Consider the following 21,428-nt stretch of genomic DNA (forward strand, 5'->3'; position numbering starts at 1 on the left):
CCAGCAGATACCACTTGCCGGTCATTCTCTCAGACATGCCGGGCGGGGAATTGTTTCACCACCGCAGCAAAAATTCTCCAGCGTCCCGGTCCTGCGGGACCTAGCCGCGATCCCCCATGGGCTCGGGCTCACCGGCCATTACCGCCTTGACCGTACGGTCAATCGCCTCCCTGGCGCGGAAGATGCGCGAGCGCACGGTACCCACGGGGCAACCCATGACCTCGGCGATATCCTCGTAGCTCAGGCCCTCCATCTCGCGCAGCGTCACGGCCGAGCGCAGGTCTTCAGGAAGTGCCTGGATCGCCTGGTGCACGGCCTGCTCGAGCTGGTCGCGGAACAACTGGTTTTCCGGTGTCTCATTGTCCCGCAGCATGTCGGCCCCGGAATAAAACTCCGCATCTTCCAGGTCCACGTCTGAGGACGGCGGGCGACGCCCGCGGGACACCAGGTGATTCTTGGCCGTATTGATCGCGATGCGATACATCCAGGTATAGAAGGCACTTTCCCCACGGAAATTGGCCAGTGCACGGTAGGCCTTGATAAAAGCCTCCTGCACCACGTCCTGAACCTCGCTGTGATCCTTGATGAAACGGCTCACCACGGCAACGATCTTGTGCTGGTATTTCAACACCAGCAGGTCGAAGGCGCGCTTGTCGCCCTTCTGCACCCGCTCTACCAGCTGGCGGTCACTTGGTGACGCCTGTTGCGCTGTCATCCCCTACTCCCAAATACAGCCACACCGCGTGCGGCCTCCCAGATGGGTCTGGAGCTGGCAACGCAGGTATTTATTCTGTGATGTTGAAGACACTGGCGGTAGGACATAAGTTCCGGGCCAAATCGACGAATTGAAAGTTGGCGCTATACTACGCGACCCCACTGGACAATGAAAATTATGAGTGCAAAGGCAAATTACGACGTCCTGGTCATTGGCAGCGGTGCTGCCGGGCTGACCCTGGCGCTGCACCTGTCGGCCCGTTACCGGGTGGCGCTGCTATCCAAGCAGCGACTGCGGGACGGCTCCACCTGGTTCGCGCAGGGCGGCATCGCCGCGGTGCTCGACAGCGCCGACTCGGTGGAGTCCCATATCGCTGATACCTTAGATGCGGGCGCCGGCCTCTGCCACCCGGATGCGGTGCGCCACACAGTGGAAAACGGCGCCGCAGCGATCCAGTGGCTGATTGACCAGGGGGTCGACTTCACCCGCGAGGACCAGGATTACCACCTCACCAAGGAGGGTGGCCACAGCCACCGGCGCATCATCCACAGTGCCGATGCCACCGGCCGGGCGGTGCACAGCACCCTGATCGAGCGGGTGCGTGCAGCCGCCAACATCGACTGTTTCGAGCAGCACGTCGCGCTGGACCTGATCCGCCAGCCCGATGCCGCCAAGGGCCGCTTCCGCTGCGCCGGCGCCTACGTACTGGACCGCGAAACCGAGGAAGTGGAACTGTTCCAGGCTCGCGCCGTGGTGCTGGCCACGGGCGGCGCCAGCAAGGCTTACCTCTACACCAGCAACCCCGACGGCGCCAGCGGGGACGGCATTGCCATGGCCTGGCGCGCCGGTTGCCGCGTCGCCAACATGGAATTCAACCAGTTCCACCCCACCTGCCTGTATCACCCCAGGGCCAAGGCCTCGTTGGTGACGGAAGCCCTGCGCGGCGAGGGTGCGCAACTGAAACTGCCCGACGGCCAGCGCTTTATGCACCGCTTCGACAAGCGCGGCGAACTGGCGCCCCGGGACATCGTCGCCCGCGCCATCGACCACGAAATGAAGCGCCTGGGTGCCGACTGCCTCTACCTGGATATCTCCCACAAGGACGCCGACTTTATCCGCGGGCATTTCCCCACTGTTTACAGCAATTGCCTGCAGTACGGCATTGATATCACCAGGGAACCGATCCCGGTGGTCCCCGCAGCCCACTATACCTGCGGCGGTGTGATCGTGGACGAACACGGCCGCACCGACCTGGACCAGCTCTATGCCATCGGCGAAACCACCTTTACCGGCCTGCACGGCGCCAACCGCCTGGCCAGCAATTCCCTGCTGGAGTGCCTGGTATACGGACGCGCCGCGGCACTGCATATCGATGCGCACCTGGACCGCGTAACGCCGCCCCGGGAGGCGGCGCCCTGGGACGCCTCCCGGGTCACCGACTCGGATGAGGATGTGGTTATCTCCCACAACTGGGATGAATTACGCCGCTTTATGTGGGACTACGTGGGCATCGTGCGCACCCGCAAACGCCTGTTGCGAGCGGAACACCGGGTAAGGCTGCTGCAGCAGGAAATCCGTGAGTTCTACGCCAACTACCGTATTACCAGCGACCTGATCGAGCTGCGTAACCTGGCAGTGGTGGCCGAGCTGATCATCCGCTCAGCACTGGACCGCCGCGAGAGCCGCGGGCTGCACTATTCAGTGGACTACCCGCGCCTGCGTGAACTGGCCATGGATACCATCCTGGTGCCGGAGAATTTCGCCGACCAGCGGCAGTTTGTGTAAGTGGCGGGCGCGCCCCCGCCCGCAAACCGCCAGTTTCAACGGGAGTACTGCAGTGCCGCCCGCAGGCGCCGCCAGTCATCCGCGCTCATACTGTCGCGGGCCAGCACCAGCCGCAGGCGGCGCCCGCGCGGGTCGCGGCTGTTCACCACTACCACCCAGGACCACAGCACCAGCTCACCGTGCAGGAAGATTTCACCACCCTCAGCACCATCGGGACGCCAGAACCAGCGCCGCTCGCGGGTACTGATGACTCCGCTGGTGGACACGATGCGGTGCCATTCCAGGATGGCGTAGGCCAATACCGGCACTACCAGGGCCAGGGCGATATACCAGGGCAATGGCGCCAGCCACAACAAGAGCAGCCCCTGCAGCAGGGCCGCCGCCAGGATCAAGGTAAGAATACGGGAGGGCGCCACGCTGCAGGATAACCGCGCGTGGCGCTCGGGGACGGGGGAGTGCGGGCTATTCCTGCAGGCCGGTGTTGTCACGGATAATCTGCACAATATGCAGCAACTCCGGATCCTCCGGATCCTCGCGGCGCAGGAACCAGGCAAACAGGTCCTGGTCCTCGCTGTCCAGCAGCTTTACATAACGCTGCTTGTCAGCCTCGTCGAGGGTGTCGTAGACGTTTTCCAGAAACGGCAGCAGTACCAGGTCCAGCTCCAGCATACCGCGGCGGCTGGCCCAAAACAGGCGGTTGCGATCCATACTTCATTCCAACCAGAGAATTTGCGGCAGTATACCCGTAGCGGGCGCCCGAACAGTAGCCCCGGCCACGCCGGGACCCTGCGCTCCCGGTTGAAATCCACCCCGCCAACCCCACATAGTGGTGTCAACACACACCAACCGAGCAGTACAGGGACTCACCATGGACCAGGCACAGTGGCAGGAATACCTCAGCGCACGGGGCGCCGTGTGGGAGGGCAACAAGGCGCACTTCCCCGATACCCCGGCGGACCTGCACCTGGTGGACCTGAGCCCCCTGGGGTCGGTCACCGTCACCGGCCCCGACAGCCAGAAATTCCTGCAGGGCCAGCTTACCTGCGACCTGGTCAACCTGCCCGATAACCACAGTACCCTGGGTGCCCACTGTAATCCCAAGGGGCGCATGATCAGCGCCTTCCGCGCCATCAAGCACTCGCAGGAAGACTTTACCCTGCTGCTGCCCCGGGACCTGGCCCCAATCGGCCGGGACGCCATGGCCAAGTACGCGGTCTTTTTCAAGACCGAACTGGCCGAGGCCGGGGAATCCCGGCGCTGGCTGGGCCTGCAGGGCAAGGGCGCCATCAGGCAGGCTGCGGAGTTGCTGCAGGTCCCGCAACTGGCACCCGGTGAAGCCGCGCACTGCCAGCTGGACGACACCACAATCCTCGCCTGTGCCCTGAATGAGCACCAGCTGGCGCTGGAGGTTCCCGGTGAGTCTGCAGGGGCCCTCTGGGAAAAACTGGCCACGGTCGCCGAAGCGGCAGGTTACTGCCACTGGGTGGCGGAACAGGTGGCGGCAGGAATCCCGCAACTCCACGCCGCCACCAGTGAAATGTTTATCCCGCAGATGCTGAACCTGCACCTGCTGGGCGGGGTGAGTTTCAAGAAAGGCTGTTACACCGGCCAGGAAGTGGTGGCCCGCATGCAGTACCTGGGCGCCGCCAAGCGCCGCATGTACCGGGCGCGCTGCGAGTCCGGCGAACTACCCGCTCCCGGCAGCGATATCGTCACGGGCGACGGCAAGTCCATTGGCAATACTGTCGAGGCCTGCCGCAGTGAAGAAGGCATCGAGCTGCTGGCGGTGCTGACCATTGCCAGGGTCGCCGAGGAGGCCTCGCTCAAACTGGCAGACGGCCGCCAGTTACAGTTGCAGGAACTACCCTACGACGCGGAAGCAGACCCGCTGGCCTGATTCGCATCCAGGCCGGCTATCCCGCAATCAGATTTCAACCGCAACCCGGTGAAGCTCAGCAGCTGCAGGTAACTGCCAGTCGATGGGCGCCTGGCCGTGCTGCTCTAGCCAGGCATTGGCCTGTGAGAATGGCCGGGTACCGAAGAACCCCCGGTGTGCCGACAATGGTGAGGGATGTGGCGCGCGCAGCACCAGGTGTTTATTGCGATCGATAAAGGCCCCCTTTTTCTGCGCGTAACTGCCCCACAGGATAAATACCAACCCCTCGCGCTGCTCTGCCAGGGCGTGGATAGCCGCATCGGTAAACTGCTCCCAGCCGCGCCCCTGGTGGGCACCGGCCTTGCTGTCCTCCACCGTCAGGGTGGCGTTCAGCAATAATACGCCCTGCTCTGCCCACGGCTGCAGGCAACCGTGCTGTGCCCGGGGGATACCCAGGTCGGATTCCAGCTCCTTGTAGATATTCTGCAGTGACGGGGGAATGCGCACGCCCGGCATTACCGAGAAACACAGGCCGTGGGCCTGGCCCGCCCCATGGTAGGGATCCTGCCCCAGGATCACGACCTTTACCCGATCAAACGGTGTTGAGTTGAAGGCATTGAAAATCTGGCCACCAGGTGGGTAGATCTGCTTGCCGGCACTCTTCTCTGTGCGCAGGAACTCCCGCAGCTGGCCCATATAGGGTTTCCGGAACTCACTCTCGAGCACCCGGTGCCAGCTGGGTTCTATCTTTATTTTTTCGGGGGATGTCATGCTGCTTCCTGAAAAATACTATCTTCGTGCTTTTGTCGCGGTGCACGGGCGAACACCGGGCTCGCCCCTAAGGTAAGACCTTCTTTACCTGGCGGCGGAGTTCCGGCACCACCTCTTTCTCGAACCAGGGGCGCTGGCGCAGCCAGAGGGTATTGCGCGGGCTCGGGTGCGGCAATGGGAAATAACCGGCGGGCAGCGCATCGGCGTAGTGGCGCACGTTCTCGGTAATGCTGCCATACCAGTGCGGCAGGTAGTAGCGCTGTGCATACTGGCCCACCAGCAGGGTCAGTTGCAGGTCCGGCAGAAGCTCCAGCAATCGCGCATGCCAGGCGGCAGCGCACTCGGGTCGCGGCGGCAGGTCGCCGCCCTTGCCGCGCCCGGGATAGCAGAACCCCATGGGGATAATGGCGATGCGGGATTCGTCGTAAAAGGTATCGCGGTCGATTGCCAGCCAGTCCCGCAGGCGATCGCCCGAAGGATCATTCCAGGGGATGCCGGTCCCGTGCACCTTAGTGCCCGGTGCCTGGCCGACAATCAACAGGCGCGCCGACTCAGCCGCGCGCAGCACGGGGTTCGGGCCCAGCGGCAGCACGTCCTCGCACAGGCGGCAGGCACGCACCTCGCGCAGCAGGTCCTGCAGGGGGATGCGCCGGCTCATTCGGGTCCGGCTTCCGCCACCACACCCGCCGGGGGATGCGCCAGCTGTAACAGCAAGCCGCGGCGATCATCCGGGGCTGCAACGCGGCCGAGATTGTTATTATCCAGTACCACAAAAATCCCGTCGTCGCGCACAGCCAGGCCCTCGGCCTTGCCGTAATAGGTCTCCCGGTAGATGTACTCCGGCCTTTCCTCAACCGCGCGATAGTTGATGCACCACTGCGCACGCAGGCCGGGCAGTGCGCGGCGGCAAACGGCAAACGCATTCCGCTCCAGGGTGTAAAGGGCCCCGTCATAAATATCGAGCCCGGTCAGGTCTTCCGAACGACCGCGGAAATCCAGGCCAGGCACTCCCGGTACGCGAAAATACTCGACTGTATCCCCGGACAGGTGCACCAGCCCCCGCCCATCCCGCTCCATCGCAATCCAGGTATCTTCGCCGTCCCGCACCAGTCCCTCGCTGGCACCATTGAACTGCAGCATAAAGCCGCGCTCACGGGCGCCATCGGCCCACTGCGGTGGCAGCCAGCGCGCATCACCAGTAGTTGGCAACTGCGCAACACGGTGGTGACGCTCGCTGACCATGTAGATATCGCCACCGCTGCAGCTGATCCCCTCAAAGTCCGCCGCTGTCCCCGACTGGACCAGGTTGAGCAGCGCTGCTTTCCAGCCCTCCCAGCGCCCGGACGGCAAATCCAGCCCGTTGATGCGTCGGTAGGGCTCCAGCTGTGTCGCCGCCGCTGGAACAGCGTTATCTCCCGCTTCACCACTATCTGCATCTGTGCGCGGCCCAGGCCCCATTGCCGGTTGGTCCAGCCGGATCCGGTAAATACCGGTGGAATCCTTGTCTGATACCGCCAGCAATTCCCCGTCACAAAAACTCAGCCCGGAAATATCCAGGCCCGCACTGCCGTCCAGCCACCAGCTGCCGCGCAGCTCCGCAGGAATAACCGGCTGCGCCACAGAAACAGTCACCTGCCCTAAAAAACCTGACAACAGCAGGCCCCGAAGAAACTTCTGCATTTTTTACCTTTATCCCGTTGCCCGGGGGCACGGTATTATCAATCGCGGAAGTTCTCGAATTGCAAGGGTTGTTCCAGCTCTTTCCCACGCAGTGTTGCGATGACCTGCTGCAGATCGTCGCGCTTCTTGCCGGTAACCCTGACCTGGTCGCCCTGGATGGATGCCTGCACCTTGAGCTTCTCATCCTTGATAATCTTTGTGATTTTCTTGGCCAGCTCTTTGTCCAAGCCATTTTTCAGTGTGATCTTGACCTTAACCACCTTGCCGGACTGCTCCGGCTCGCCCACTTCCATGGCGAGGGGATCGATATCACACTTGATCAGCGCGCTGCGGAGCATATCCACCATCTGCGTTACCTGGATATCGGCCTCGGCCCGCACGGTCAGCTCAAAGCCATTCATTTCCACTTCGGCGTCCACGCCCTTGAAGTCAAAGCGGTTACCCACGGTGCGGTTTACCTGGTCGACCGCGTTGGTCAGCTGGTGCTTGTCCACTTCAGAGACAATATCGAAAGAAGGCATAAATACTCCAAAATTATTGCAGTTGCTCCGGGATCACCTCCAGGCTCTCCTCCCCGCTGGCAATCCAGAGGTGGCCATCCTGTATGGTGACGTTCAATTCCATAGTGCGTTGCGCAAGCGACGCCAGTGCTTCGGTCTGGTCAGGGTCCAGCTGATAGACCCGCAGGTTGGAGAATCGTGCCAGGGCCTGCCCATGCTTCTGCCACCATACCCCGGCCGTGCGCCGCCCATAACTGTACACCAATACCTTCCCTGCGCGGTTGCAGGCCTTGCGTACCCGCTCTTCCGCTGGCAGCCCCACCTCGATCCAGCGATCTATTTCCCCGCTGAGGCCCAACTGCCACAGGTCGGCCTCCTCATCACTGGAGAGGCCACGGGTGAATTCGAGTGAATCGCCGGCATTGTGTGCGAATGCCAGTAAGCGGACCATCATGCGCTCGTCGGTTTCCGATGGGTGGCGGGCGATGGTCAACGGGTAGTCCGCATAGTGATGCCGGTCCAGGTCAGCAACCTGCAGCCGGACTTTGAAAATTGTTGCTTTAAGCGCCATTACTCTCCCCGGCCCCTACCTGTTGCCGTGACTGTGTCACGGGAAGCTATTATTGTCGGGCTCTGGGCATAAACATGGATGATTGGCATGAAACCGATAACTCCCGGCACCCGCTCCTGTTTAAATTCCCGCCCCTGTGTGCGCCCCTGGTCCTGGCCACGCTATTTGCAGGCACTGTTTGTTTCCTTCTTCGCCATAACGGCGAGCGGGTGCGGCATCAATAATATCCCTACTTACGACGAGCAGGTAAAAGCCGCCTGGGCCCAGGTACAGAATCAGTACCAGCGACGTGCCGACCTTATCCCCAACCTGGTCAAGACCGTAAAAGCCTATGCTGACCAGGAGCGGGAGACTCTGGAGGCAGTCACCGAGGCCCGCGCCCGGGTCAACTCCATGCAGATTGATGAAAACCTGATCAACGACCCCGCCAAACTCCAGCAGTTCGAGGCGGCACAGGCACAGCTCAGTGGTGCCCTGTCGCGCCTGATGGTGGTGGTCGAGCGCTACCCGGACCTCAAGTCCAACCAGAACTTCCTTACCCTGCAATCACAGCTGGAAGGCACCGAAAACCGCATCAGTGTGGCCCGGCGGGATTATATATCCGCCGTGGAGCGCTACAACCGGGAAATCCGCACCTTTCCGGGACGTATCTGGCACAGCGTGCTCTACAGCGACATGCCGATCCGCGAGACTTTCGAGGCCACTTCGGAAGATGCAGAAAAAGCCCCGGATGTGGATTTCCAGTGACGGAACCTGACCACCGATAATGCACTTTCGCCACCTGCCCCTGCTGTTCAGCCTGCTGGCCTGCCTGTATAGCGCTGCTACATGGGCCCAGCCCGAGTTCCCGATGCTATCCGGGCGGGTTGTGGACCGCGCCAACCTGCTGCGCCAGGACACCGAGTACCAACTCACCGAGCTGATGCAACAGCATGAGAAAGAAACCAGTAACCAGCTGGTGGTGGTAACCATACCGGACCTGCAGGGACTCACCATCGAGGAATATGGTTACCAGCTGGGTCGCGAGTGGAAACTGGGGCAGAAGGACAAGGACAATGGGGCACTGCTGATTGTTGCGCCACAGGAGCGCCAGGTGCGTATCGAGGTGGGCTACGGCCTGGAAGGTGCACTCACCGATGCCCTGTCTTCAAACATCATCCATACCAAAGTACTGCCGAAGTTCCGCTCCGGTGATTTCGATGCTGGTGTCATTGCCGGAGTCGAATCAATGATCGCCGCAATCCGCAACGAATATGTGGCTGAACCCACGGAAACCAGCGGCGACCGCCGCCTGGCGCTGCTGGTGGGCTTTTTCCTGCTGCTGGTGATGCTGCAGCTGTTTGGCGGTGCGGTATTCGGCGCCCCACTGAACAGTGGCCGCTATCGTCGCGGGCGCTACGGCGGCTATTACGGCGGCGGTGGCTTTGGTGGCGGCTTCGGGGGCGGCGGCCTGGGCGGGGGCTTCGGTGGCGGTGGTGGCAGCTTTGGCGGCGGGGGCGCCTCGGGGGGATGGTAATGCTCAACAGTGAATACCGGCGCAAGGTGGCCGAGACAATCAAGGAAGTGGAGTCACGGACCGATGCCGAGGTGGTGACCGTCCTGACCCGCGAAGCCGACAACTACGTCTACATCTCCACCCTGTGGGCCGCGTTCCTGGCCCTGGTGCTGGCGCCACTGCTGCAGTTCCTGCCCTGGTGGCTGGAATACCACGAGGCCTTCACTATCCAGTGGATCCTGTTTATCGCCCTGGTGGTGTTGTTCCGCTGGCGCCCCCTGACCATGCGCCTGGTACCGCGCAAGGTGAAATTCTGGCGCGCCGCCAACCTGGCCCGGCGACAGTTCCTGCAGCAGGAATTGCACAGCACTCACGGACGTCTGGGCCTGTTGATCTTTGTCGCCGAGGCCGAACATTACGTGGAGATTCTCGCCGACCGGGGCCTGGCGGAACATATTACCGATGAGAGCTGGCGCGAGATCGTCGAGGAGTTCATCCACGAGATCAAGAAAGGCAAAACCGGCGAAGCGTTTGTACACTGTATTGAGCGGTGCGGCGAACTCCTGCGGGAAGTAGCGCCGGCCACAACGATGAAAAATGAGCTTCCCAATCACCTGGTGATCCTGGACTGAGCACTGACACTGGTCTCCGGGTCACTTCCCGGTACTGACCATGATATTTGCGAGCCGCAGACTGAACCTTGCCCTTCTTGCCCTTCTGGTGGCCATACCCGGCGGCTACCTGGCGATCGCCGCGGGTGCGCCGGACAGTACGGCCGGCGCCCTGGCTGACGGCCGGGCCGGCCGCCTGGCACAAATCTTTACAGGTGACGGGGACCTGGAGTCCCGCGTGGCCAGGCTGGAAGAATCCCTCGCCCGCTCCAATGAAATCCAGTCACAGATGCTGGACCTGGTGGAGGAGCTGCGCCAGCAGCTGGAGGGTGAGGTCGACAACGAGCCCCGCACCCGCCAGGCAGCAATTAGTGAGGGGGATGGGCAGCGGCACAGCAGGCGTCGTGCACACAGCCAGGACTTTCACGAGATGCAGCTGCAACAGCTGGTCGAGGCGGGCATCGATCCCGCACGGGCCGCCCATATTCTCGAGCGGCAGGAACGCTTCCAGTACGAGCACATGAAAATTTCCTACGCCTACCGCCACACCCCCAACAAATCGTCGCCGGAGGCCATGGCCCTGCGCGAGAAGCTGGAATCCTACAGCCACCCCCGCAAGATGCTGGAGCACGAACTGTCAGCGGAGGAATTCGAGCGCTACCTGGAGGCCACCAGCGGCAGCCAGAATATGGAAATCAACGACGTGATCAGCGGCGCCCCGGCCGCCGCAGCCGGCCTGCGCCCCGGCGACCGGATCATCAGCTACAACGGCGAGCGAATTTTCCATATGGGTGACCTGCGCTCGCAGGTCTACAAAGTGGCACCGGGGGAAAACGTGGCGGTGGAAATCCAGCGCCGGGACAGCGGCAGCCGGGAGACCATTTACCTGCCCAGTGGACCGCTGGGCATTCGGGGGTAAAGACAGGCAGGAACAGCCGGGAGCGGAACTCCCGGCGGCGGGCTTGACCGGCAATTGCCGCTCGCGACCTTACGTTACTCCGCGCTGGTTTCCGGGCGCATATGCGGGAACAGCAGCACGTCGCGAATCGACGGGGAATCGGTCAGCAGCATCACCAGGCGGTCGATACCGATACCCTCACCGGCGGTGGGGGGCAGGCCGTATTCCAGCGCACGAATATAGTCCGCGTCGTAATGCATGGCCTCGTCATCGCCGGCATCCTTCTCTGCCACCTGCGCCTTGAAGCGCTCGGCCTGGTCCTCGGCATCATTGAGCTCGGAGAAACCATTGGCAATCTCGCGGCCGCCGACAAAGAATTCGAAACGTTCGGTAACGAACGGGTTCTCGTCGTTGCGGCGCGCCAGCGGCGATACCTCGGTCGGGTATTCCGTGATAAAGGTCGGCTGGTCCAGACGATGTTCGACGGTCTTCTCGAAGATCTCGATCTGCACCTTGCCCAGGCCCCAGGTGTCCTTCAGCGGGATGCCCAGGTTTTCCGCTACCTTGCGTGCCCCAGCCAGGTTGTCGATATCCGACGGATTGAGGCCCGGGTTATAGCGCAGGATGGAATCGAACACCGACAGGCGCGCGAACGGTTTGGAGAAATCGTAGCTGTTGCCCTGGTACTCAACCGTGGGGGAACCGAGCACGTCCTCGCAGATACCACGCAGCATGCCCTCGGTGAGGTCCATCAGGTCGTTGTAATCGGCGTACGCCTGGTAGAACTCCAGCATGGTGAACTCGGGGTTGTGCCGCGTGGACAGGCCCTCGTTGCGGAAGTTGCGGTTGATCTCGTAGACGCGCTCGAAGCCGCCCACCACCAGCCGCTTCAGGTACAGCTCCGGCGCCACCCGCAGGTACATGTCGATATCCAGCGCATTGTGGTGGGTGATAAACGGCCGCGCGGTGGCGCCGCCCGGGATCACCTGCAGCATCGGCGTTTCCACTTCCATAAAGTGGTTGTCGTTCAGGAAGCGGCGGATATAGTCGATCACCTGCGAGCGGATGCGGAATACGTCGCGGGATTCCGGCGTGGCGATCAGGTCCACGTAACGCTGGCGATAGCGCAGTTCCTGGTCGGCAATGCCATGGAATTTCTCCGGCAGCGGCCGCAGTGCCTTGGTCAGCAGCTGGTAGTCCTCGCAGGTAACGTAGAGGTCGCCCTTGCCGGACTTCTGCAGGGTGCCGCGCACCCCCACGATATCGCCGATATCCCAGGCACCGTAACGCTCCTTGATATCCTTCTGCGCCGTTTTGTCGGCGTACAGCTGGATACGGCCGGATACATCCTGGATCACCATAAACGGGCCGCGCTTGGCCAGGATCCGCCCGGCCACGCATGCGGTCTTGCCCAGCTCCGCCAGCTCTTCCTTGGATTTATCGCCAAACTCGGCCTGCAGGTCAGCGGCCAGGTTTTCGCGGCGGAAGGCATTGGGGAAGGGATTGCCCTTTTCACGCAGCGCGGACAGCTTGGCGCGGCGCTCGGCAATCAGTTTGTTCTCGTCTTGCTGGGTATCTGTCATGGCGATTCGTCAATCGTGGCTATTTAAGGGTTTGTTTCCTGTACTGTAGGAGCGGCCCATGGCCGCGATCGGGGCTCAGCGTGTTCCCGCCAGTTCAATCGCGGCTATGGGCCGCTCCTACATCAAGGGATCCGGAAAGTTTACAGGCCGGCCTTGAGGCTCGCCTCGATAAACTGGTCGAGGTCGCCGTCGAGCACCGACTGGCAGTTACTGGTCTGCACACCGGTGCGCAGGTCCTTGATGCGCTGGTCGTCAAGCACATAGGAGCGGATCTGGCTGCCCCAGCCGATATCGGACTTGCTCTCTTCCATTGCCTGCTTCTCGGCATTGCGCTTGAGCATCTCCTGCTCGTACAGGCGGGCCCGCAGCATCTTCCAGGCCTTGTCGCGGTTCTGGTGCTGGGAGCGCTCGCTCTGGCAGGCCACCACGATGCCGGACTCGATATGGGTCAGGCGAACCGCTGAATCAGTCTTGTTGACGTGCTGGCCGCCGGCGCCGGAGGCACGGTAGGTGTCCTCGCGCACCTGGGACTTGTCTACCTCGATCTCGATATTGTCGTCGATCTCCGGCGACACAAATACCGAGCTGAAAGACGTGTGGCGGCGGTTGCCGGAGTCAAATGGGGACTTGCGCACCAGACGGTGTACACCGGTCTCGGTGCGCAGCCAGCCGAAGGCATGATCGCCCTGGAAATGGATGGTGGCACTCTTGATGCCGGCCACTTCGCCGGCGGAAGCCTCTTCCAGGGTGGTCTTGAACCCGTGGGCCTCGCCCCAGCGCAGGTACATACGCAATAACATCTCGGCCCAGTCCTGGGCCTCGGTGCCCCCGGAGCCGGCCTGGATATCCAGGTAGGCATTGTTGGCATCGGTCTCGCCTGAGAACATGCGGCGGAATTCGAGCACACCCAGTTGTTCCTGCAGGCTCTCGATTTCTTCCGCCACCTCGGCCACGGAATCCTCGTCGCCCTCTTCCGCGGCCATCTCCAGCAACTCGCGGCAGTCGGCAATGCCAGTCTCGAGGTTTTCGATGGTGGTGACCACGGTTTCCAGCGAGGAGCGCTCGCGGCCCAGCTCCTGGGCGCGGCTGGGATCGTCCCAGACGCTGGGCTCGGCCAGCTCCAGTTCGACCTCGGTCAGGCGTTCTTTCTTGTTGGCATAGTCAAAGATACCCCCTAAGAACGCCAGTGCGCTCTTCGAGGTCATTGAGTTTGTTCAGCAGGGGATTGATTTCCATGGATTCCAGAATTCCGAGCCAGTTGAAAGCGGCGCGCATTCTACCGCAGCGCGCCCTGCCCTTGCCAGTGCGCCCCCTGTCAGCGGGCTCCGGGAGCCGCCAGCCCGGCCAGGATTGAACACTCGGGGGAATCGTCTCCCGGGCAGTCCCGCGCCAGCTCCCGCAGGGTCGCGCGCATGTCACGCAGCTGCTCTATCTGCCGTTCCAGCTGCCCCAGCTTGCCCTCGACCATGGCCCGGGCCTCGCGGCTGCGGCGCCGGGGATTGCGATGCAGTGCCAGCAGGTCGCTCACCTCGTCCACCGAGAAACCGGCATTGCGGGCGCGACGGATAAAATGCAGCGCCTCCAGGTCGGCGTCGCTGTAGTCACGGTAACCATTGGCGCAGCGCCCGGGGACCACCAGGCCGCTGGATTCGTAGTAGCGCAGGGCCTTGGTGGTCAGCCCACTCACCTGCGCCGCAGCAGAGATGTTCATCTGGCCTCCCGTCAATCACCGCAAAGTTCCAGGAGGCGCCATTGTACACCGGGCCGGCTTCAGTTGCCGTTACCGTTGCTGGTGCCATTGCCGGGGCAGCTGGCCTGCTGGTACTGGATATTGTCGGCGGGGTCGTATCCCTGCTGGAGGACCGTGTCCAGGGAGGTTTTTTCCACCAGGTGCAGCAGGATATCCCCGGTCTGGCCGCCGCAGACGCTGGCATACATCCGGTCGGTGCGGGTGCCGCAGCGGGATTCCTGGATGTCCACACCGGCGGCCGTGAGGCTGCTGCTGCTCTGTTCCAGGGTTGTCCCGCCGTTCTCGCACTGGCGGTTGCCGCGGGCCCGGAACACCCACACCAGTTCTTCCGCCGGCACGGCTTCCGCCTCGCCGGTTTCCTGCTGGCCATTGCCGCCGTTTTCGGCGGTGGTATCGTCCGGGGTGGGCTTTTCCTCTTCCCGCGGTGCACAGCCAGACGCCAACAGCAGCAGGCTCACAACCAGTATCAGGTTTTTCATGGGCTCTCTTCCTCCTTAAAGTTACTGCCCGCAAGTGGGCGGAATACCGATGCGCCGGACCGCCGGACCGCCGGATCGCCGGATCGCCGGATCGCCGGATCGCCGGTTCAGCCGAACGCCAGCCAGCCCCCCACGCCCAGCATCAGGCTGCCGGCAATGCGATTGATCACCGTGACATTTTCACCGCGTTGCAGCAGGCGCCCAAGCGTCTGTCCTCCGCCGGCATAGATGAGCATGCACAGGGTTTCCAACAGCAGAATGATAGCAACCAGCACCGCCAGCTGCGGCGCCAGGGGCAGGCTGTCGTTGATAAACGGGGGCAACAGGGCGATCGTGAAGGCCCACCCCTTGGGATTGGCCACGGCGGTGACAAAGCCCTGGGTCACCAGCGCGCGGCGCGCGGGTATCGGCTTGTCCCCGCTGTCTGCGGGCGCCACCATCACCATCCGGCCACGGGAGCGCCACATCTGCACCCCGACCCAGGCCAGGTAGGCCCCACCCAGGTACTTGAATACGGTAAATGCGGTCGGGTATTTCAGCATCAGGGCGGCGATGCCCAGCACCGCGGACACGGATACCAGCGCCACCCCGGCCAGCTCCCCCAGCATCATCCAGCCGGCGCGACGCACGCCCACGGTCATACCCAGCGTCAGCGCCAGGGTCATGCACATGCCCGGCGTGATGGAGACGATAAAGAATGTCGGCACAAACAGTGCCAGCAGCGACAGGTCGATCAACCCCATAGTCAGTGATGTGTTCCCGTATGGTTGCCATAGTGACTGACCAGCATACCAGCCAGCATCAGGCCACAGCCAAGCAGTTCCCGCACTGAAAGCACCTCATTCAGGAACAGCCAGCCGGCCACCAGCGCGAATACCGCCTCCAGGCTCATGATGACGGTGGCGTGGGAGGGCGCCGCATGGCGCTGGGCCAGCAACTGGAAGGTGAAAGCGATCGCAGTGGAGAAGACCATCATGTAGGCGATCGGCCAGGCGGCGTCCACGGCCGACTGCAGGCTGGGCTGCTCCACCACCAGCGCGGCAACCCCGGAAAGGACACCGCAGACCAGGAACTGGATACAGGCCAGGCGCAGGGCATCGTAGCGACGCACGAAATGATCGGCGGAGAGCACCTGCACCGCAAACACAAACGCGCTGGCAAACACCATCAGGTCGCCGATCAGCTGGGCCTGTTCACTGAAATCAGCCAGCCAGTAGAGTCCCAGCAACGCCAGCCCGATCCCGGCCCAGGTCCAGCGATTGGTGCGATGCCCCAGGGACAGGCCAATGACAGGCACCAGCAACAGGTAGAAGCCGGTGATGAACCCGGCGCGGCCGGCAGTGGTGTACAGCAGGCTGGCCTGCTGCAGGGCCGCCCCCAGGAAGAGCCAGAAACCCAGCACAGCCCCGCCGGGCAGGCAGCGGCGCCAGGTATGATGGACTCGATGACCGCCCTCCTCACCCGGCTGCAGGTCGCGTCGCGACGACAGCCAGTAAACAATCGGGATCAACAGCAGGCCGCCCAGGAAGAAACGCCAGGCATTGAACGCCAGGGGCTCGATATGTGCCATGGCGATTTTCTGTGGCACAAAGGCGAGTCCCCAGAACAGGGCGGCCAGCAGGAGCAGGACTTCAGCCCGGGCTTGCTTGCGATTCATTCAGGTACATCCACAGGGGGCGCGGTCGACGCGGCCCGGTAACTCGATAAAAGACTTGCCGGATTCAGGCCGGCTCCAGGTGGTCCACCAGCAATTGCAGGGACTCGCGGCCGCGATACTCGTTGATATCCAGCTTGAAGGCCAGCCTGATTTTATCCACCGGTTGCGGCCACTGGTCCGTATCCACATTGAAGGCGATGGCATCAACGGCCCGCTGCGGGTCGGATTGCGGCGCCACTGTCATTTTCAGGTGGCGCTCGCCCACGATCCGCTGTTGCAACAGCAGGAATTCGCCGTCGAACAATGGCTCGGGGAATGCCTGGCCCCAGGGGGCACAGTTGCGCAGCATGGCGGCAGTCTGCAGGGTGAAGTCGCCGGGCTGCAATTCGCCGTCGGACTCGATCACCGCATGCAGGCGCGATTCGTCCAGGCGCGAGCGCACTGCCGCCTCGAATGCATCGCGAAAGGCATCCAGCTTTTCCGCCGGCAGGCTGAGCCCGGCCGCCATGGCGTGGCCGCCGAATTTGCTGATCAGGTCCGGGTGGGCCGCCGCCACGTCACTCAGGGCATCGCGGATATGCAGCCCCGGGATCGAGCGTGCCGACCCCTTGACCAGCCCGTTGTCACCCTCGGCGAAGGCAATCACCGGACGATGGAATTTTTCCTTGATGCGACTGGCCAGGATACCCACCACGCCCTGGTGCCAGCCCGGGTCATAGAGGCACAGGCTCCAGGGAATCTCGCCTTCCAGGTGCAACTTGTCCAGCGCCGCCAGGGCCTCCCGCTGCATCCCCTGCTCGATCGCCTTGCGGTCACGGTTCAGGGCATCGAGTTCCGAAGCCAGCTCGCGCGCCTCTTCCGGGTCCTGCGTCAGCAGGCAGCGGATACCGGTGCCGATGTCATCCAGGCGCCCCGCCGCGTTGATACGCGGGCCGAGGATAAAGCCAATATCGGTGGTGGACAGGCGCCGCTGGTCGCGCCCGGCCACCTGTAGCAGCGCCGCGATACCGGGCCGGCAGTGGCCGGCGCGGATACGCGCGATCCCCTGGTGCACCAGGATACGGTTGTTGTGGTCCAGCGGCACCAGGTCCGCCACGGTGCCCAGGGCCACCAGGTCCAGGTAGTCCGCCATATTGGGTGCTGGAATGCCGCTCTCGGCAAACCAGCCACTGTGTACCAGGGCGGTGCGCAGCCGGCTCAGCAGGTAAAAAATCACCCCCACCCCGGCCAGGCCCTTGCTGGGGAAATCGCATCCGGGCTGGTTCGGGTTGACGATCGCATCCGCCTCGGGCAGCTCACTGCCCGGCAGGTGGTGATCGGTTACGATCACCCGCATACCCGCCGCGCGGGCCGCGGCGACACCATCGATACTGCTGATGCCGTTGTCCACGGTAATCAGCAGGTCGGGCTGGTAGTCCTTCGCCACCTCGACGATTTCCGGCGTCAGGCCGTAGCCGAAATCGAAGCGGTTCGGCACCAGGAACTCCACCGAGGGCGCCCCCATTGCCCCCAGGGCCAGCACGGCAAGGCTGCTCGAGGTGGCTCCGTCGGCGTCGAAGTCGCCCACGATCAGGATCTTCTGCTGTGCGCTCACTGCCTCCACCAGCAGCTCCACCGCCGCCTGCACACCGCGCATGGCGTCCGGCGAGTGCAGGCGTGCCAGGCGGTGCTCCAGGGCATCCTCGCTGGTCACACCGCGCCCCAGCAGCACGCGCTGCAGGATTTCGGGTACGTCAGATGCAAAACGGCCAGTGGAGAGATCCACTGGCCGTCGCTGAATTGTTTTGCTCATTCTGTCTCAGCTGGTTGTCGGTGTATTCATAACGCCGTTGCCATAAACCTGTGGACCTGCTCCAGGTCGTTGGGCAGTACCTTGTAGCGCTCCTCGCGCTCGAACAGGTCCTGCATATGGGCCGGCAGCGGAATCTGTTGCGTCGGCAGCGCCCGGGCAACGGCATCGGGGAATTTTGCCGGATGCGCGGTGGCCAGGCAAACCATCGGCTGCGTATGCGAGCGCCGGGTCCTGCGGGCCGCCTCGAGGCCGATGGCGGTGTGGGGGTCGAGCAGGTAGCCACTGGCCTGGTACACCTCACGGATCACCTCGACGGTGCGGGCATCGTCGACCCGGCAGGAGGAAAACACTTCCCGCGCCCGCGCCAGCGCACCCTCGTCCAGGGACATGGGCGCGCCGCGGTCGGCCAGCAGGTTGGCCACCGACTCGCCGTCGCGCTGGTAGAGGTCGAACAACAGCCGTTCGAAGTTGCTGGACACCATGATGTCCATGCTGGGCGACAGGCTGTGTACCAGCTCCCGGGGTGAATGGTCGTTATCGCTGATGCAACGGTGCAGGATATCGTTGGCATTGGTGGCAATCACCAGCTGATCGATGGGCAGCCCCATCTTGCGGGCCAGGTAACCAGCGAAAATATCACCAAAATTGCCCGTGGGTACCGAGAAATTGACCGTGCGATCCGGCGCACCCAGGTTCAGGGCCGCGTAGAAGTAGTAAACGATCTGGGCCATGATCCGCGCCCAGTTAATGGAGTTAACCGCCACCAGGCGACGGCCGTCGGGCAGGAATGACTGGTCGGCAAAACTCGCCTTGACCATGTTCTGGCAGTCGTCGAAGTTCCCTTCCAGGGCGATGTTGAACACGTTGTCAGACAGCACGGTGGTCATCTGCCGGCGCTGAACTTCGGACACCCGGTTGTGCGGGTGCAGGATAAAAATATCGATATTGTCGCAGTGGCGGCAACCCTCGATGGCGGCCGAGCCGGTATCACCGGAAGTCGCCCCCATGACCACCACCTGCTCGCCCCGTTTTTTCAACAGGTGGTCAAACAGCTGGCCGAGGAACTGCAAGGCAAAATCCTTGAACGCCAGCGTGGGCCCCTGGAACAGTTCCAGTACCCACTCGCTGCTGGCGGTCTGCACCAGTGGCGCCACCGCCTCGTGGCGGAAAGTGCTGTAGGCGCGGTCGATGATGCCCCGCAGCTCATCATCAGCGAGGTCACCATTAGCGAAGGGCTGGATAATCCGGAATGCGAGCTCGGGGTACTCGAGCCCGGCCATCGCACGGATTTCGTCCCGGGAGAATTTTGGCAGGGTTTCCGGCACATACAGGCCGCCATCGCTGGCGAGGCCGGTGAGGACTGTATCGGTAAAGGACAGGGAGGGCGCGCGGCCACGGGTACTGATAAATTTCACGGTGGTTTCAGTTCAACTCTGGAGATTATCTGACGCAGTGGTGCCGGGGTCGCCCGACAAACAATTGCCGATGAGGCTGTTTGTCGGGCGGCCGCGGCGCCACTGCCATTCCGGGTCGCGGCCATGGGCCGCTCCCACAGGTACCGGGTTAGGTACCGGGGTCGCGGGATGGCCTTTCAGCCCAGGGGTTCCACGCGGATGCGCACCACTGCGCCCTCGACCGTGTCCAGGGCTTCAATCTGTGCCACCGCCTCCCGCAGGCGCGCCTCGCGGGCGCGACTGGTGAGGATCACCACCGGCACCAGCGCCTCGCCCTCGGCCGGCTCGTGCTGGATCAGGGCCTCGATACTGATGCCCTGGTCACTGCAGATACTGGCCACCTGCGACATCACGCCGGGCTTGTCATGGGCGGAAATGCGCAGGTAGTAACTGGTCACCACCTCGTCCATGGGCAGTACGTCGGTATTCCCCTGGCTGTCGCGGGTCACGCCTGCCAGCGGCACCCTCTCCTCGGGCCGGGATTCCAGTGTCCGCGCCACATCCACGATATCGGCGATCACCGCCGAGGCGGTGGCCTCATCGCCGGCACCGGCACCGTAGTAAAGTGTCGGACCCACGGCGTCGCCGCTCACGAGCACGGCGTTCATCACCCCGTTCACATTGGCAATCAGGCGCCGCTGGGGGATCAGGGTGGGATGCACACGCAGCTCCACCCCCTTGTCGGTCCCGCGTGCGATACCCAGGTGCTTGATCCGGTAACCCAGCTCATCGGCGTAACGGATATCCTCACTGGAAACCCCGCTGATGCCCTCGGTGTATACCTTGTCGAATGCCAGCGGCATGCCGAATGCCAGCGATGCCATGATCACCAGCTTGTGGGCGGCGTCGATGCCCTCCACGTCAAACGTTGGATCCGCCTCGGCATAGCCCAGCTCCTGCGCCTGGCGCAGGGCCTCGTCGAAGCTGCGGCCCTTCTCCCGCATCTCGGTCAGGATGTAGTTGCCGGTGCCGTTGATAATTCCCGCCAGCCACTCGATGCGGTTGCCCACCAGGCCCTCACGCAGCGACTTGATGATCGGGATACCCCCGGCCACCGCCGCCTCGTAGGCGATGGTGACACCCTGCTCCGCCGCCGCGGCAAACAGCTCATTGCCGTGCTCGGCGATCAGAGCCTTGTTGGCCGTGACCACATGCTTGCCATTGGCAACCGCCGCCAGCACCAGCTCGCGGGCCACGGTAGTGCCGCCGATCAGCTCCACCAGCACATCGACATCCGGGTTGCTGGCGACATCGAATATCTCCCGGGAGATATTGATACCACTGGTGTCACAGGCGGGATTATCCCGCCGCGCGCCTATCTGCACGATTTCCACCGGGCGCCCACAGCGCGCGGCAATGGCCTCACGGTTACGCGCCATGACATTGACGGTGCCGCTGCCCACAGTGCCCAGGCCACAGATGCCAATACGCACCGCGCGGCGAGGCTCGCCGGCAGGTTTCAGGGGGGTGACAGACGTGGTTTCTTCAACGGTTGCGCTCACAACTTCCCTCCGCGCAATCGGCCCGCGGTGACGCCCGGAGCCGCGCACTGACTGGCGGGCTGCCGGTGCCGGGCCAGGCAACAGCGCAATAAGTGTTTCTCAAATCGATAAAAGGACGACAACATTACCGAGAAAATGGCTAAATTGTCAATAAAATTGCGCGACGGGCAGACTCCCCCGCCTCGTCTCGCAGACGCTTCAGCGGGTACTCCCACAGGCCTCCCACTGCAAGCCTGACCGCCCGGGCAGATATAAAAAAGGCGCCCGCCGGCTGCGACCGGGGGCGCCCTTCTCTCGGGACAGGGACCG

23 protein-coding genes are annotated in these 21,428 nt (G+C 63.0%); 6 read left to right on the plus strand and 17 right to left on the minus strand.

Features of this window, described 5'->3' with window-relative positions; genetic code table 11:
• Nucleotides 1-100 precede the first annotated feature (100 nt).
• Nucleotides 101-715, minus strand: a complete 615-nt coding sequence (rpoE, locus tag LVD10_RS12185) for an RNA polymerase sigma factor RpoE (RefSeq protein ID WP_232941604.1) — start codon at nucleotides 713-715, stop codon at nucleotides 101-103.
• Between the two features lie 168 nt (nucleotides 716-883).
• Between rpoE and nadB the strand changes: the two genes are divergently transcribed.
• Nucleotides 884-2,500 (plus strand): L-aspartate oxidase, encoded by a 1,617-nt coding sequence (nadB, locus tag LVD10_RS12190; protein ID WP_237063808.1) that lies wholly within the window; start codon nucleotides 884-886, stop codon nucleotides 2,498-2,500.
• 35 nt (nucleotides 2,501-2,535) lie between these two features.
• On the opposite strand, the gene LVD10_RS12195 is transcribed toward nadB, so the two are convergent.
• A complete protein-coding gene (locus LVD10_RS12195) occupies nucleotides 2,536-2,988 on the minus strand; it encodes a protein YgfX (RefSeq protein WP_369413282.1) in 453 nt (150 codons plus the stop codon).
• The gene (locus tag LVD10_RS12200; RefSeq protein WP_232941601.1) at nucleotides 2,963-3,208 is read right to left on the minus strand and encodes an FAD assembly factor SdhE; all 246 of its coding nucleotides are present in this window, start codon (nucleotides 3,206-3,208) and stop codon (nucleotides 2,963-2,965) included. The genes LVD10_RS12195 and LVD10_RS12200 overlap by 26 nt, the downstream gene beginning before the upstream one ends.
• A gap of 160 nt (nucleotides 3,209-3,368) precedes the next feature.
• Between LVD10_RS12200 and ygfZ the strand changes: the two genes are divergently transcribed.
• Nucleotides 3,369-4,397: a CAF17-like 4Fe-4S cluster assembly/insertion protein YgfZ gene (gene ygfZ / locus LVD10_RS12205; RefSeq protein ID WP_237063812.1), complete on the plus strand. Its 1,029-nt coding sequence runs from the start codon at nucleotides 3,369-3,371 to the stop codon at nucleotides 4,395-4,397.
• Nucleotides 4,398-4,424: 27 nt separating this feature from the next.
• On the opposite strand, the gene ung is transcribed toward ygfZ, so the two are convergent.
• The 5 genes from ung to LVD10_RS12230 all read right to left on the minus strand — a co-directional run bounded on the left by ung (nucleotide 4,425) and on the right by LVD10_RS12230 (nucleotide 7,898).
• Nucleotides 4,425-5,147: a uracil-DNA glycosylase gene (ung, locus tag LVD10_RS12210; RefSeq protein ID WP_232941599.1), complete on the minus strand. Its 723-nt coding sequence runs from the start codon at nucleotides 5,145-5,147 to the stop codon at nucleotides 4,425-4,427.
• 67 nt (nucleotides 5,148-5,214) lie between these two features.
• Nucleotides 5,215-5,805, minus strand: a complete 591-nt coding sequence (locus LVD10_RS12215; protein ID WP_237063814.1) for a uracil-DNA glycosylase family protein — start codon at nucleotides 5,803-5,805, stop codon at nucleotides 5,215-5,217.
• Nucleotides 5,802-6,827, minus strand: a complete 1,026-nt coding sequence (locus tag LVD10_RS12220; RefSeq protein WP_237063816.1) for an esterase-like activity of phytase family protein — start codon at nucleotides 6,825-6,827, stop codon at nucleotides 5,802-5,804. Before LVD10_RS12220 ends, LVD10_RS12215 begins: the two co-directional genes overlap by 4 nt.
• A gap of 38 nt (nucleotides 6,828-6,865) precedes the next feature.
• Complete coding sequence (locus LVD10_RS12225; protein ID WP_232941596.1) at nucleotides 6,866-7,348, minus strand: YajQ family cyclic di-GMP-binding protein; 483 nt, start codon at nucleotides 7,346-7,348, stop codon at nucleotides 6,866-6,868.
• A gap of 13 nt (nucleotides 7,349-7,361) precedes the next feature.
• Nucleotides 7,362-7,898 (minus strand): YaeQ family protein, encoded by a 537-nt coding sequence (locus LVD10_RS12230; protein ID WP_237063818.1) that lies wholly within the window; start codon nucleotides 7,896-7,898, stop codon nucleotides 7,362-7,364.
• Between the two features lie 87 nt (nucleotides 7,899-7,985).
• Here LVD10_RS12230 and LVD10_RS12235 point away from each other — a divergent pair, with 87 nt between their 5' ends.
• Genes LVD10_RS12235 through LVD10_RS12250 form a run of 4 tightly spaced genes read left to right on the plus strand, consistent with a single transcriptional unit; the run spans nucleotide 7,986 to nucleotide 10,923 of the window.
• On the plus strand, nucleotides 7,986-8,645 hold the full coding sequence (locus tag LVD10_RS12235) for a LemA family protein (protein WP_237063819.1): 660 nt from the start codon (nucleotides 7,986-7,988) through the stop codon (nucleotides 8,643-8,645).
• A 19-nt stretch (nucleotides 8,646-8,664) separates the two neighbouring features.
• Nucleotides 8,665-9,414, plus strand: coding sequence for a TPM domain-containing protein (locus LVD10_RS12240; RefSeq protein ID WP_232941593.1), 750 nt, complete (start codon nucleotides 8,665-8,667; stop codon nucleotides 9,412-9,414).
• Nucleotides 9,414-10,025 (plus strand): TPM domain-containing protein, encoded by a 612-nt coding sequence (locus LVD10_RS12245; protein WP_232941592.1) that lies wholly within the window; start codon nucleotides 9,414-9,416, stop codon nucleotides 10,023-10,025. The genes LVD10_RS12240 and LVD10_RS12245 overlap by 1 nt, the downstream gene beginning before the upstream one ends.
• Nucleotides 10,026-10,065: 40 nt before the next feature.
• Nucleotides 10,066-10,923, plus strand: coding sequence for a PDZ domain-containing protein (locus LVD10_RS12250; protein WP_232941591.1), 858 nt, complete (start codon nucleotides 10,066-10,068; stop codon nucleotides 10,921-10,923).
• A gap of 74 nt (nucleotides 10,924-10,997) precedes the next feature.
• Here LVD10_RS12250 and lysS read toward each other — a convergent pair whose 3' ends face one another.
• The 9 genes from lysS to LVD10_RS12295 form a co-directional block, all read right to left on the minus strand.
• A complete protein-coding gene (gene lysS, locus LVD10_RS12255; protein ID WP_232941590.1) occupies nucleotides 10,998-12,485 on the minus strand; it encodes a lysine--tRNA ligase in 1,488 nt (495 codons plus the stop codon).
• Nucleotides 12,486-12,625: 140 nt separating this feature from the next.
• Nucleotides 12,626-13,721, minus strand: a protein-coding gene (gene prfB, locus LVD10_RS12260; protein ID WP_232941589.1) for a peptide chain release factor 2 whose coding sequence is annotated in 2 segments (ribosomal slippage) — nucleotides 12,626-13,648 and nucleotides 13,650-13,721 — 1,095 coding nt in all. Because the reading frame shifts where the segments join, the coding sequence is not laid out codon by codon here.
• 79 nt (nucleotides 13,722-13,800) lie between these two features.
• Complete coding sequence (locus LVD10_RS12265) at nucleotides 13,801-14,196, minus strand: MerR family DNA-binding protein (protein ID WP_232941588.1); 396 nt, start codon at nucleotides 14,194-14,196, stop codon at nucleotides 13,801-13,803.
• Nucleotides 14,197-14,255: 59 nt separating this feature from the next.
• Nucleotides 14,256-14,714: a hypothetical protein gene (locus LVD10_RS12270; RefSeq protein WP_237063821.1), complete on the minus strand. Its 459-nt coding sequence runs from the start codon at nucleotides 14,712-14,714 to the stop codon at nucleotides 14,256-14,258.
• A gap of 107 nt (nucleotides 14,715-14,821) precedes the next feature.
• On the minus strand, nucleotides 14,822-15,457 hold the full coding sequence (locus LVD10_RS12275; RefSeq protein WP_237063823.1) for a LysE family translocator: 636 nt from the start codon (nucleotides 15,455-15,457) through the stop codon (nucleotides 14,822-14,824).
• Between the two features lie 2 nt (nucleotides 15,458-15,459).
• Nucleotides 15,460-16,371, minus strand: a complete 912-nt coding sequence (locus LVD10_RS12280; protein ID WP_232941585.1) for a DMT family transporter — start codon at nucleotides 16,369-16,371, stop codon at nucleotides 15,460-15,462.
• 64 nt (nucleotides 16,372-16,435) lie between these two features.
• The gene (gene recJ / locus LVD10_RS12285; protein WP_237063824.1) at nucleotides 16,436-18,163 is read right to left on the minus strand and encodes a single-stranded-DNA-specific exonuclease RecJ; all 1,728 of its coding nucleotides are present in this window, start codon (nucleotides 18,161-18,163) and stop codon (nucleotides 16,436-16,438) included.
• 26 nt (nucleotides 18,164-18,189) lie between these two features.
• Complete coding sequence (gene thrC / locus LVD10_RS12290) at nucleotides 18,190-19,578, minus strand: threonine synthase (RefSeq protein WP_237063826.1); 1,389 nt, start codon at nucleotides 19,576-19,578, stop codon at nucleotides 18,190-18,192.
• Between the two features lie 176 nt (nucleotides 19,579-19,754).
• Entirely contained in the window at nucleotides 19,755-21,080 is a 1,326-nt protein-coding gene (locus tag LVD10_RS12295; protein WP_237063926.1) for a homoserine dehydrogenase, read from the minus strand.
• Nucleotides 21,081-21,428 lie beyond the last annotated feature (348 nt).

It is taken from the genome of Microbulbifer zhoushanensis (assembly GCF_021729055.1).
Taxonomy (GTDB): domain Bacteria; phylum Pseudomonadota; class Gammaproteobacteria; order Pseudomonadales; family Cellvibrionaceae; genus Microbulbifer; species Microbulbifer zhoushanensis.